General features: G+C 66.0%; 10 protein-coding genes. 9 read left to right on the forward strand and 1 reads right to left on the reverse strand.

Annotated elements, in window-relative coordinates; all coding sequences use genetic code 11:
• Positions 1 to 50: 50 nt before the first annotated feature.
• From AC1AYX_RS09005 to AC1AYX_RS09025, 5 genes are all read left to right on the forward strand, one after another.
• Positions 51 to 1,286: an extracellular solute-binding protein gene (locus AC1AYX_RS09005; RefSeq protein WP_476503162.1), complete on the forward strand. Its 1,236-nt coding sequence runs from the start codon at positions 51 to 53 to the stop codon at positions 1,284 to 1,286.
• A gap of 178 nt (positions 1,287 to 1,464) precedes the next feature.
• A complete protein-coding gene (locus AC1AYX_RS09010; RefSeq protein ID WP_476503194.1) occupies positions 1,465 to 2,838 on the forward strand; it encodes a carbohydrate ABC transporter permease in 1,374 nt (457 codons plus the stop codon).
• 44 nt (positions 2,839 to 2,882) lie between these two features.
• The gene (locus AC1AYX_RS09015; protein ID WP_034530308.1) at positions 2,883 to 3,764 is read left to right on the forward strand and encodes a sugar ABC transporter permease; all 882 of its coding nucleotides are present in this window, start codon (positions 2,883 to 2,885) and stop codon (positions 3,762 to 3,764) included.
• A gap of 154 nt (positions 3,765 to 3,918) precedes the next feature.
• The gene (pulA, locus tag AC1AYX_RS09020; RefSeq protein WP_476503163.1) at positions 3,919 to 5,988 is read left to right on the forward strand and encodes a type I pullulanase; all 2,070 of its coding nucleotides are present in this window, start codon (positions 3,919 to 3,921) and stop codon (positions 5,986 to 5,988) included.
• Positions 5,985 to 6,752: a TraX family protein gene (locus AC1AYX_RS09025; RefSeq protein ID WP_476503164.1), complete on the forward strand. Its 768-nt coding sequence runs from the start codon at positions 5,985 to 5,987 to the stop codon at positions 6,750 to 6,752. Before pulA ends, AC1AYX_RS09025 begins: the two co-directional genes overlap by 4 nt.
• 48 nt (positions 6,753 to 6,800) lie before the next feature.
• On the opposite strand, the gene AC1AYX_RS09030 is transcribed toward AC1AYX_RS09025, so the two are convergent.
• Positions 6,801 to 7,823, reverse strand: a complete 1,023-nt coding sequence (locus AC1AYX_RS09030; protein ID WP_476503165.1) for a LacI family DNA-binding transcriptional regulator — start codon at positions 7,821 to 7,823, stop codon at positions 6,801 to 6,803.
• Between the two features lie 265 nt (positions 7,824 to 8,088).
• Here AC1AYX_RS09030 and dnaK point away from each other — a divergent pair, with 265 nt between their 5' ends.
• The 4 genes from dnaK to AC1AYX_RS09050 all read left to right on the forward strand — a co-directional run bounded on the left by dnaK (position 8,089) and on the right by AC1AYX_RS09050 (position 12,471).
• Positions 8,089 to 9,981 (forward strand): molecular chaperone DnaK, encoded by a 1,893-nt coding sequence (gene dnaK / locus AC1AYX_RS09035; RefSeq protein ID WP_476503166.1) that lies wholly within the window; start codon positions 8,089 to 8,091, stop codon positions 9,979 to 9,981.
• 11 nt (positions 9,982 to 9,992) lie between these two features.
• A complete protein-coding gene (gene grpE, locus AC1AYX_RS09040) occupies positions 9,993 to 10,697 on the forward strand; it encodes a nucleotide exchange factor GrpE (protein ID WP_476503167.1) in 705 nt (234 codons plus the stop codon).
• A 168-nt stretch (positions 10,698 to 10,865) separates the two neighbouring features.
• Positions 10,866 to 11,894, forward strand: coding sequence for a DnaJ C-terminal domain-containing protein (locus AC1AYX_RS09045; RefSeq protein ID WP_476503168.1), 1,029 nt, complete (start codon positions 10,866 to 10,868; stop codon positions 11,892 to 11,894).
• A gap of 22 nt (positions 11,895 to 11,916) precedes the next feature.
• A complete protein-coding gene (locus AC1AYX_RS09050) occupies positions 11,917 to 12,471 on the forward strand; it encodes a heat shock protein transcriptional repressor HspR (RefSeq protein ID WP_476503195.1) in 555 nt (184 codons plus the stop codon).
• The last annotated feature ends 68 nt before the right edge of the window (positions 12,472 to 12,539 follow it).

Consider the following 12,539-nt stretch of genomic DNA (forward strand, 5'->3'; position numbering starts at 1 on the left):
GGTCATCGTGAAGTTGGAGAGTCGACTGAACAGGAAAGGAACGATCGAAGATGATCAGTTGGAAGAAGAAGCTTGTCGGACTTGTCGCCGCGACCGCCATGCTGGCGCCGCTCGCCGCATGCGGTTCCGATTCGGGTGATTCCGCGCAGGGCGCCGACGGCGGCGCCGTCACGCTGAGCGTCTGGGCCCCGCAGGAGGACCAGGACGGCAATGACTCGTGGCTGAGCCAGGTCGAGAAGGGCTTCGAAAAGGCACACCCCGAGTACAAGATCACGTGGAAGAACGACGTCGTCTCCGAAGGCGACGCCTCCAAGCAGGTCCAGACCGATCCGTCCGCCGCGGCCGACGTCTACATGTTCGCCTCCGACCAGCTCGGCACGCTCATCAAGCTGGGTGCGATCGGCGAGCTCGGCACCGACGCCGCCAAGCAGATCAAGAAGCAGGACGGCAGCCTCGAAGTCGATTCCGTCACCGGCTCCGACGGCAAGTACTACGGCGTGCCGTACGCCGACAACACGTGGTTCCTGTACTACAACAAGGCGAAGTTCTCCGACGACGACGTCAAGAGCCTCGACACGATGCTCTCCAAGGGCGTCGTCGCCTTCCCGCTGGCCGACTCCTGGTACCTCGGCGGCTTCTACGACGGCCTGACGCTCTTCGGCGAGAAGGGCAACGACGAGAAGGCCGGCATGGTCTTCCCGAAGGATTCAGCCGACATCACCACGTATCTGGTGGACATGGCCGCCAACCCGAACTTCCACAACAGCGCCGACAACTCCGGCCTGTCCGAGATCCAGGCCGGCACCGCCGACGCGTTCTTCTCAGGCTCCTGGTCCGCCGCCGACATCAAGAAGGCCCTCGGCGACGACATGGGCGTCGCCCAGCTGCCGACCTTCACCGTCAACGGTGAGACCAAGCAGATGAAGTCCTTCGCCGCCACCAAGGCCGCCGCCTACAACCCGAACGCCAAGAACCCGAAGGCCGCCGCCCAGTTCGCCGCCTACCTCGGCTCCACCGAGGCGCAGAAGCTGCACTACACGACCCGCGGCATCATCCCGACCGACAAGTCCCTCGCCGCCCTGACCGCCGATGACGCGGTCGCCAAGGCCCAGTCCGACACGATGGCCAACACCGCCATCCTGCAGTCCGGTCTCGCCGGCATGAACGACTGGTGGACCCCGGCCGAGACCTTCGGCAAGGCCATCGTCAACAAGGAGGTCACGGCCGACAACGCCGCGGCCAAGACCGACGCCTGGGTCAAGTCCGTCGGATCCTACGCCAAGTGATTCCCGCGGGGTCGGGTCCTCCCTCCTTCGGGGCCCGGCCCCGTTCCCTCGTCGGCCGACGACAATCGTCGAACAGTCGACTATCGATCATCGATTCACACGTATCAATTCCACACGTAACAACCATGTTGAGAGGCGGTAGGGTGCAATGACATCGGCAACCCTTTCCCCGCGCGAGATGAAACGCCGTCGCAGGCTGGGCGCGGACTACGTGGCGCCGTCGCCGTACTCGGTGCGCAACGCGCTGACCCGCGGCGACGTGTTCACCAGGCTGTCCGCCCTGGTCTTCGGCCTGGGCAACTTCGCGCGCCGGCAATTCGTCAAGGGCGCGGTCCTCCTCGCCCTGGAGATCGCGTTCATCGTGTTCATGGCCGTCAGCGGCGTCGACTACCTGTCGCAGCTGCCTGGTCTGGGCGACCAGAAGCAAGGCAAGACGCTCGTCGACGGCTTCTGGGTGTACACCAAGGGCGACAATTCGGTGGTCATCCTCCTGTACGGCGTGTGCACCGTCGTGCTCATCGCCGCGTTCGTCGTCCTGTGGTCGGTATCCGTGCGCAGCGCCTACCGGGCCGAATGCGAGGCCCGCGAGCACGGCCATGCGCCGACCTTCCGCGAGGACCTGCACGATCTGACCGACGGGCGGGCGCACCAGCTGCTCATGTTCCTGCCGACGCTCGGCATCCTCGTGTTCACCGTCCTGCCGCTTATCTTCATGATCTCGATGGCGTTCACCAGCTACGACCACGACCATCTCGTCCTGTTCGACTGGGTGGGCTTCGAGAACTTCGGCAAGGTGTTCTCCAACAGCGGCGGCACCGTCAACGCGGGCCTGTTCGTGTCCGTGCTGATCTGGACGCTCGTGTGGGCGTTCTTCGCCACGTTCCTCAACTTCTTCCTCGGTCTGTTCTTCGCGATGGTCATCAACCGCAGGACCACCCGGTTCAAGGGGTTCTGGCGCGCCTGCTTCTCGATGTCCATCGCCGTGCCGCAGTTCGTCTCGCTGCTCGTGATGCGCACGATGCTCCAGCCGACCGGCGCCGTCAACCGCCTGCTCATGGAATGGGGGTGGATCGACTCCGCGCTGCCGTTCTTCACGAACGCCACATGGGCGCGCGTCACCGTCATCATCATCAACCTGTGGGTCGGCATCCCATACACGATCATGCAGATCACCGGCATCCTGCAGAACATCCCCGCCGACCTGTACGAGGCGGCGAGGCTCGACGGCGCGAACTGGTGGCAGATCTTCACGCAGATCACGATGCCGTACATCATCTTCGTGCTCACCCCGTACCTCATCACCACGTTCACCGGCAACGTGAACAACTTCAACGTGATCTACCTGCTGTCCGGCGGCGACCCGACGCCGATCGGCTCGTCCGCGGGCAAGACCGACCTGCTCATCACGTGGCTGTACAAGCTGACCGTCGACAAGGGCGACTACAACCTCGGCGCGGTCATCGGCATCATGACGTTCATCGTCCTCGCGGTGGTGTCGCTCGTCACCTACCGCAATTCGGGTTCCTACAAGAACGAGGAGGCGTTCCGATGAGCAAGCACAGCGAAACCGCCGTCACGGACGATGCGACCGGCGGCATGGTGAAGGCCGAATCGCACGGCCTCATGCACGATTCGCGCAAGCGCCGCATCCTCGGCGACGTGCTCGCGCACCTGTTCCTCGCCGTCATGGCGGTGATCTGGCTGATCCCGATCGTGTGGGTGTTCGCGGAAAGCTTCAACAAGAACACCGCGCCGTACACGAAGACGTTCTTCCCGACCGAGTTCTCGTTGGACAACTACATCGCGCTGTTCACCGACAAATCGGTGCTCGACTTCCCGAAGATGTTCGCGAACACGTTCATCGTCGCGTGCTTCACGTGCGTGATCTCGATCGCGTTCGTGCTGTCCGTCGCGTACTGCATGAGCCGTCTGCGCTTCCGCACGCGCCGCACGTTCATGAACGTGGTGCTCATCCTCGGCATGTTCCCCGGCATCATGGCCGTCTCCGCGATCTATTTCATCCTCAAGGCGATGGGCCTGACCGGCGACGGCATGACGATTCTCGCGCTGATTCTCGTGTACTCGGCCGGCACCGGCGCGGGCTTCTACGTGATGAAGGGCTACATGGACACGATCCCCACCTCGCTCGACGAGGCGGCGCTGCTCGACGGCTGCACCCGGCTGCAGGTGTTCACGAAGATCATCGTCCCGATCTGCAAGCCGATGATCGTCTACCAGGCCATCATCGGATTCCTCACCCCGTGGCTCGACTTCGTCATGGCGAAGGTGATCTGCCGCACGCAGTCGAACTACACGGTGGCGCTCGGACTATGGCTCATGCTGCAGAAGGAGTACATTCAGAACTGGTACGCCCGCTTCGCCGCGGCCGCCGTCCTGATCTCCATCCCCATCGCCATCCTCTTCATCGTCATGCAGCGCTTCTACCAGGAGTCCATGGCGGGATCGGTAAAGGGCTGAGCCGTAAAGCGGACAGCCCAGTGGGCTGTCCGTAGGCTCAGCCTGAGTGAGGCGAAAGCCGAACGAAGGCAGAATTGAGTCCGGCCGCAGGCCGGTCCGTAATTGCAGGGGCCGGAGCCGAGCCGTGAAGCGGTCCGAGTGTGAAAGGAACCATATGGCACAGTACGCAGGCACTCCCGCCGAACCGGCCCCGCCGTGCCCTGACTATCCGGTGTACACCGGCGACAATCTGGGCGCGCGCCCGGACCCCGCCGGCACCACGTTCCGCGTGTGGGCACCGACCGCGTCCGGTGTGACGCTGCGGCTGTTCCGCTACGGTTCGGACGCGGAAGCCGCCGTCGAGGAGCCCGAGGCATCCGTCGACGACGACACGACGTCCGCTGGCGGCCGTCCCGGCCCGTTCGCCTCGCACGAGCTCGCGCCCGGCGAGGCCGGCACGTGGGCGGTCCGTTGCGACGGCGTGGGCCACGGAGTCTACTACGACTACATCGTCCGTTTCCCCGACGGCACGACGAACCGCACTGCCGACCCGTGGGCGCGCGCGGCCGGCGTGAACGGCCGGCGCAGCATGGTCGTCGACCTCGCGCGCACCGACCCGGACGGCTGGGAGTCCGACCGCCGCCCGCACGTCGCCAGCCATGACCTCGTCATCTGGGAGACGCACGTCGGCGACTTCAGCGACGACATGCACAGCGGCGTCCCGTTCGAGCATCGCGGCACGTATCTCGCGTTCACCTACGACGGCACGAGCGTCGACGGCGACGGCGGATTCCCCACGTGCGTCGCCTACCTGAAGCGTCTCGGCGTCACCGCCGTCCAGCTCATGCCGTTCTACGACTACGGTTCCATCGACGAATCCCTCGCGCACGACGATCCGCGCCACGGCTTCAACTGGGGCTATGATCCGCTCAACTACAACGTGCCTGAAGGCTCCTACAGCACCGACCCGTTCCACGGCGAAGTGCGCATCCGCGAATGCAAGCGCATGATCCAGGCGCTGCACGCCGCCGGCATCAAAGTCATCATGGACGTGGTCTACAACCACCTGTTCTCCGCCGACAACTGGTTCGAACGCATGATTCCCGGATACGCGCTGCGCCGCCGCGTCGACGGAACGCTCGCCGACGGCTCCGGCTGCGGCAACGACGTCGCCACCGAACATCCGATGATGCGCCGGTACATCGTCGATTCCGTCGCCTACTGGGCGCGCGAATACCATGTCGATGGATTCCGCTTCGACCTGATGGGCCTCATCGACGTCGACACGATGAACGCGATCCGCACGGCGCTCGACGAGCTGCCGGGCGGCGCGACGATCCTCATGCACGGCGAGCCGTGGTCGGCGCGCAGGACCGCGCTCGACCCGGCCGCCGGCGTCGTCCTCGCCGACAAACGCGGCCTGCCGTACCTGAGCCCGCGCATCGGCGCGTTCTGCGATACGACGCGCGACGCGGTGCGCGGCCACATCTTCTTCCACAAAGAACCCGGGTACCTGTCCGGCGCGGCCGCCGACTACGCGGACGACATCCGCCATGCGGCGGACGCGTGGCGCGGCACGCCGCACGAGACCGCGTCCGTCGCGCAGGTCATCCAATACGTCTCCGCCCACGACGACCTCACGTTGTGGGACAAGCTGTGCGCCGCGATGCGCCGGCTCCCCACGGAAGCCGACTACGCGGCGGACGACGTGGACGTCGACGGCCGGTGTGCGGACCTCATGGCCGCGAACCGTCTGGCCGCCGGCATCGTGTTCACCGCCGCCGGCGTGCCGTTCCTGCTGTCCGGCGAGGAGTTCGCCCGCACCAAGCGCGGCGATTCCGATTCGTACCGCAGCCCCGCCTCGCTCAACCGGCTCGACTGGCGGCGCGCGCGGCGGCTCGCGCGCCTCGTCGAGCACTATCGCACGCTCATCGCGTTGCGCCGCGGCAACCCCGCCTACTTCGGAGGTGCGCGCATGATCGTGCCGCGCGACGACGAGGTGGTCGTGTTCCGCGTCGGCGACGACTGCGTGGCCGTCAACCCGACCGACGACGTGCGCACGCAGCCGACCGTAGCCTTGGAGACGCCCGCGCCATACGACGAGGTCACGAGAATCGCCCCCGACGACTGGCGGTGCGTCTACCGTTCCGACGATGACGGCGACGTCGCGGACGACGGAACCGTCGCGCGGCGCCGCAGGCTCACGCTGCCGGCCCGCAGCCTCACCATCTGGAGGCGCGCATGAGCGGCGTTGCACAGGGCACGGGGAACAGGCGGCGCAAGGGCCTGACCGTGTTCCGGCTCAAGGTGGTCGGCGCGGTGCTTATGGCGTTGTCCGTCGCGTCGACGACGGTCGTGCCGCTGCTGTTCGGCGCGCCCACGGCGGACAACATGACCGCTCTGACGGCCGCGGTCGTCTGCGAGGCGGCGTCCTGGTGCGCGGTGCCGATCTACGCGTGGCTGCTGTTCGACGGATGGCGGCACACGCGTGACGTGAGGCGGTACGCGCTGCGTCTGTGTGCGGTCGCGGCGCTCTCCGAGCCCGCCTACGACCGGTTGGCGACCGGGCGATGGCTCGACCTGCGCGTGCAGAATCCCGTGTGGGGGCTGCTGGTCGCGCTCATCGTGCTGGTCGTGCTCGACCGGCTCCGCGCGCGGTACGCGGGCGCCGCGCGATGGGCGACGGCCGCGGTCGTGATCGTGGCCGGTGTGCTGTGGGATCTGCTGCTGCACGTCGGGGTGCGGCAGAGGGTCATGCCCGTGGGCGTGCTCACGCTCATGTTCGTGCTGGTGTTCCGTTTCCTGTCGCCGCGCGAGAACACGATGATGTTCACCGCGGGCCTGCTGGGCGCGGTCATGTGCATCACGCCGGCGGTGGGCGTCGCCATCCTCCACTATCGCAACGGCGAACTCGGCTATCGCGATCGCAATGGGCATGGGCATGCATGGGTGACATGGGTGTTCGCCGCGCTGTACCCGCTGATGCTGTGGGCGGGGTGCCTGCTGTAGATATGCCTGCTGGAGGTGCGGACTGGCGGGCGTCCGTGACGGTTCGGTTCAGTCGTGGTATGGGGCGTCGGTGCCGCGTAGGACGAGCTGCGCCTCGACCGTCTCGTGCGGGGCGTCGAGCGTCTTGCCCTGCATGAGATCGAGCGCCTTTTCCGCCGCCTTGCGCCCCATCGCGTACGGGTCCTGCCGCATCGTGGTGAGGTTGAGCGTGTCCGCATACGGGCTGTCGTCGAAGCCGACGATCGAATAGTCGCGCGGCGTGCGGTGACCGTAGCGTTCCAGCTTGACCATGAGTGGAATCGCCATCATGTCCATCTGGCAGCAGATCGCGTCCGGGAACTCGTCGAGCGCGAGCAGGGCCGCCAGCGCGGAATCCACGAATTCGGGGCCGCGCGGCACGGTGAGCACCTGCCAGTCGATGTCGTGCTTGCCTTCCGCCTCCTCGCATGCGCGGACGAACCCGCGTGTGCGGGCGTCGATCGAGGCGTCCAGATTCTTCACCGCCTCCGAACATGGGTAGACGATGCGGTGGTGCCCGAGACCGATGAGATGTTGTGTCGCCTTGCGCATGCCCTCCTCATCGTCGATACCGACCGACGCGTCGAGACCCTCGTCGGAAGGGGTGTTGATGCCGACGATCGGCACGTGGATGCGGCGGAGCTGTTCCACCTCGTGCGGGTCGATGGCGAACGAGGCGACGACCACCGCGTCCACGTTGCGGCGGATCGGCAGGTTGGTGAAGAACTCGCGCCGGTTCTCCGCCGTGTCGATGTGCTGGAACAGGGAGATGTCGTAGCCGGCCGGGTGCATCGCCGATTCGAGTCCGGCGAAAACCTCGGCGTTGAACCAGCTGGTGATTTCCTCGTTCATCAGCAGCGCCACGCGGTTCGTGCGGCCGGATTTGAGCGCGGTGGCGGAACGCGAGATGTTGAAGTCGAGTTGGTCCGCCACCGCGAGCACCTTGGCGCGGGTCTTCGCGGAGACGAGCTCGGGGCGCGTGAACGCGCGCGAGACGGTGGAGATGGACACCCCGGCCGCCTTGGCCACGTCGTGGATATCGGCCTTGCCCATGGTGTCCTCCTCCTCGTGCGTGCGTTGCCGTGTGGCGTTCCATCATACTGCGAACGTTGCCGTCGCCGTCCGTGTTTTCGAACTTGAGTGGGATGTGCTCAAGATTTTGTGGCGAATGTGGGAATAAAACTTGCGGAGTGGAAGTTGAGTGGTGTAGGCTCAAGTTTTGGAACGGCAAAGGGCCGGGCAATCGGGCCGCACCGATCGCATCCGGAACCTGAGCGAAGAACGTAAGAACGAACAAAGAACAAAAGGAGCACACATTATGGCACGTGCAGTTGGTATCGATCTGGGCACCACGAATTCCTGCATCGCCACCCTCGAAGGCGGCGAGCCCACGGTCATCGTCAACGCCGAAGGCGCGCGCACCACGCCGTCCGTGGTCGCGTTCTCCAAGTCCGGCGAGATCCTCGTCGGCGAGGTCGCCAAGCGTCAGGCCGTGACCAACGTCGACCGCACCATCTCCTCCGTCAAGCGTCACATGGGCACCGACTGGACCGTCGAGATCGACGGCAAGAAGTGGACCCCGCAGGAGATCTCCGCGCAGATCCTGATGAAGCTGAAGAGGGACGCCGAGGCCTACCTCGGCGAGCCGGTCACCGACGCCGTCATCACCTGCCCGGCGTACTTCAACGACGCCCAGCGTCAGGCCACCAAGGACGCCGGCAAGATCGCCGGCCTGAACGTCCTGCGCATCATCAACGAGCCGACCGCGGCCGCGCTGGCCTATGGCCTCGAGAAGGGCAAGGAGGACGAGCGCATCCTGGTCTTCGACCTCGGCGGCGGCACCTTCGATGTCTCCCTGCTGGAGATCGGCAAGGACGAGGACGGCTTCTCCACCATCCAGGTGCAGGCCACCAACGGCGACAACCACCTCGGCGGCGACGATTGGGATCAGAAGATCATCGACTGGCTCGTCACCGAAGTCAAGAACAAGTACGGCATCGACCTGAGCAAGGACAAGATCGCCCTGCAGCGTCTGAAGGAAGCCGCGGAGCAGGCCAAGAAGGAGCTCTCCTCCTCGACCTCCACCTCCATCTCCATGCAGTACCTGGCCATGACGCCCGACGGCACCCCGGTGCACCTGGACGAGACCCTGACCCGTGCGCACTTCGAGGAAATGACCTCCGACCTGCTCGGCCGCTGCCGCACGCCGTTCAACAACGTGCTGCGCGACGCGAACATCTCCGTCGGCCAGATCGACCACGTGGTGCTCGTCGGCGGTTCCACCCGTATGCCGGCCGTCAAGGAGCTCGTCAAGGAGCTCACCGGCGGCAAGGAAGCAAACCAGTCCGTCAACCCGGATGAGGTCGTCGCCGTCGGCGCCGCCGTGCAGTCCGGCGTCATCAAGGGCGACCGCAAGGACGTCCTGCTCATCGACGTGACCCCGCTCTCCCTCGGCATCGAGACCAAGGGCGGCATCATGACCAAGCTCATCGACCGCAACACCGCCATCCCGACCAAGCGTTCCGAGGTGTTCTCCACCGCCGAGGACAACCAGCCGTCCGTGCTGATCCAGGTCTACCAGGGCGAGCGTGAGTTCGCCCGCGACAACAAGCCGCTCGGCACCTTCGAGCTGACCGGCATCGCTCCGGCCCCGCGTGGCGTCCCGCAGATCGAGGTCACCTTCGATATCGACGCCAACGGCATCGTGCACGTGTCCGCCAAGGACAAGGGCACCGGCAAGGAGCAGTCGATGACCATCACCGGTGGTTCCGGCCTGCCGAAGGACGAGATCGACCGCATGGTCAAGGAGGCCGAAGCCCACGAGGCCGAGGACAAGAAGCGCAAGGAGGACGCCGAGACCCGCAACCAGGCCGAGGCCTTCGCCTACCAGACCGAGAAGCTCGTCGCCGACAACAAGGAGAAGCTCTCCGATGAGGTCGCCAACGAGGTCACCGAGAAGGTCAACGCCCTCAAGGAAGCCCTCAAGGGCGACGACATCGAGAAGGTCAAGACCGCTCAGACCGAGCTGATGACCTCCGCCCAGAAGATCGGCCAGGCCCTCTACGCCCAGCAGGGCGCGGCGGATGCCGCCGGTGCGGCCGGTGCGGCCGGCGCCGCCGGTGCCGCGGGCGCCGGTTCCGCCTCCAACGGCGGTGACGACGACGTGGTGGACGCCGAGGTCGTGGACGACGACGACAAGGACAACAAGTAAGGTCCCGTCCGATGGCTGAGTTCAACAAGGACGACTACCTGAACGACCTGCCCGACGCCGACGACGCCCGCGAGGCGGGCTCGTCGGCCCCGGCCGACACCCCCGCCGACGCGGCCGCCGCCGCGCAGAAGCCGGCTCCTTCTTCGGATCCCTCCGACAAGGGAACGGACGCGGCTGATGCCGCGGCCTCCTCTTCGGCTCCCTCTGACGAGGGAGCTGGCGCGGCGAACGCCGCGACTGAGGGAGAGACCGCCGACGCCAAGGCTGACTCCGACACCCTGACCCCGCTGGGCCAGGCCAAGAAGGAGGCCGCCGATTACCTCGAGGCCCTGCAGCGCGAGCGCGCGGAGTTCATCAACTACCGCAACCGCGCGAAGAAGGAGCAGGAGCGCTTCCGCGAGCACGGCATCATCGACGTGCTGACCGCGCTGCTGCCCGCCCTCGACGACATCGACCGCATCCGTGCCAACAGCGAGATGGACGATTCGTTCAAGGCCGTCGCCGCGAAGATCGACAAGGCGTTCGAGAAGTTCGGCGTCGAGAAGTTCGGCGAGGCCGGCGAGGAGTTCGACCCGACCAAGCATGACGCGATCCTGCACAAGCCGGACGCGAACGCCGAGAAGGAGACCGTCGACACGGTCGTGGAGGCCGGCTACCGCATCGGTGACCGCGTGATCCGCGCCGCCCGAGTCGTCGTCGCCTCCCCGCACAACTGACGTCGTGCAGGCCCCCTCTGACGAGGGGGCTCCCGCGAAGCGGGTGGGGGAGAGATGGTCGGAACGTGACGGCTGAGGTTTCTCTCCCCCAGTCAGCTTCGCTGACAGCCCCCTCGTCAGAGGGGGCCGAATCATACATACAAGACTTCAACACGAAAGGAGACATGAATGGCTGAGAACGAATGGCTGAGCAAAGACTTCTACAAAGTCCTTGGTGTCTCCAAGGACGCCTCCGATTCCGACATCACCAAGGCCTACCGCAAGCTGGCCCGCAAGTACCATCCCGACCTCAACAAGACGAAGGAGGCGGAGGAGAAGTTCAAGGACATCTCCGAAGCCTATGACGTGCTGAGCAACAAGGACTCGCGCCAGAAGTATGATGCGATCCGCCAGTTCGGCATGGGCGGCGCCCGTTTCGCCGGCGGCTCCGGTCAGGGCGGCTTCGACGCCTCCGGATTCTCCGACATCTTCGGTTCGATGTTCGGCGGCGGCTCGGGCATGGGCGGCAACGGCTCCCGCATCCGCTTCTCCACGTCCGGCGGCGGCAATCCGAACCTCAACGACATCTTCTCGATGTTCGGCGGCGCGGCCGGCGCCGGCGCGCAGGGCGGCTCGCCCTACGGCGCGTACGGTGACGCCGGCGCGTACGGCGGCTACGAGGAGACCCCGAAACCTCAGAAGGGCAAGGACCGCAACTCGAAGATCAGCCTGACCCTGCGTCAGGCCGCGAAGGGCGCGACCGTGTCCCTGTCCGTCGACGGTTCCAAGTTCAAGACGCACATCCCCGCCGGCGTGAAGGACGGGCAGAAGATCCGTCTGGCCGGCAAGGGCCATGCAGGCGTCAACGGCGGCAAGCACGGCGACCTGTACCTGCAGGTCAACGTGAAGCCCGACTCCAAGTTCACGATGCGCGGTCATGACCTCGTCATGGACCTGCCCGTGAGCGTCGCCGAAGCCGTCGCCGGCGCGAAGGTCGAGGCGAAGGACATCGACGGCGAGACCGTCACGTTCAAGGTGCCCGCCGGCTCGTCCAGCGGTGCCGAAGTGCGAATCTCCGGCAAGGGCGTGCAATCCGGCAACACCCCGGGCGACCTCGTCGGTCGTGTGATGATCCAGGTGCCCGCCAAGCCGGGTCTCGGTGTCAAGCACGCCGCCAAGGAGTTCGACAAGGCCGCCGGCGACTACATTCCGCGGTGAGCCCGTTGTCAGGAGGTGAATGATGGCGAGGATCGCCCGTGAGGTGCGCCAGTTGTATGCGATGTGCGCGGCGGCGATCGTGCTCGGCCGCGCCGATCTCGACGGTGCCGACGACGCCGGCTTCGACCTCGATCTGGCGGTGTTCACCGTCGGTCAGGCGGCGGAGATCGCCGACATCCACCCGCAGACCCTGCGCCAGTACGACCGCGTCGGTCTCGTCACGCCGCAGCGCACGGAAGGCGGTGCCCGCCGCTATTGTCTGCGCGACATCGACCGTCTCGTGCAGGCGCAGCGATTGAGCCAGTCGGAGGGCATCAACCTGTCCGGCATCACCCGCATCCTCACGTTGCAGGAGGAGAACCGCCAGCTGCGTCGTCAGGTCCGTCGATTGCAGTCGGCCGGTGAGGAGAGCGTGTTCGCGGCCGGCCGCGACGGCGACATCATCGAGATGCAGCGGTCCAACAGCGCACGCATGTGGCGTCGCGCGATCCGCACGCAGACGCGTGAACTGCCCGGTCGCCCGCATCGTCGCGTCGACGCCGACCCCGATTCCAAATCGATCGTGCTGTGGCGCTGAACGTGCCACGTCACGCGCGCGATCCGCACACAACGTAAATCCGCACACAACGTGACGGAACGCACCAC

The organism is Bifidobacterium sp. LH_419, from assembly GCF_056356955.1.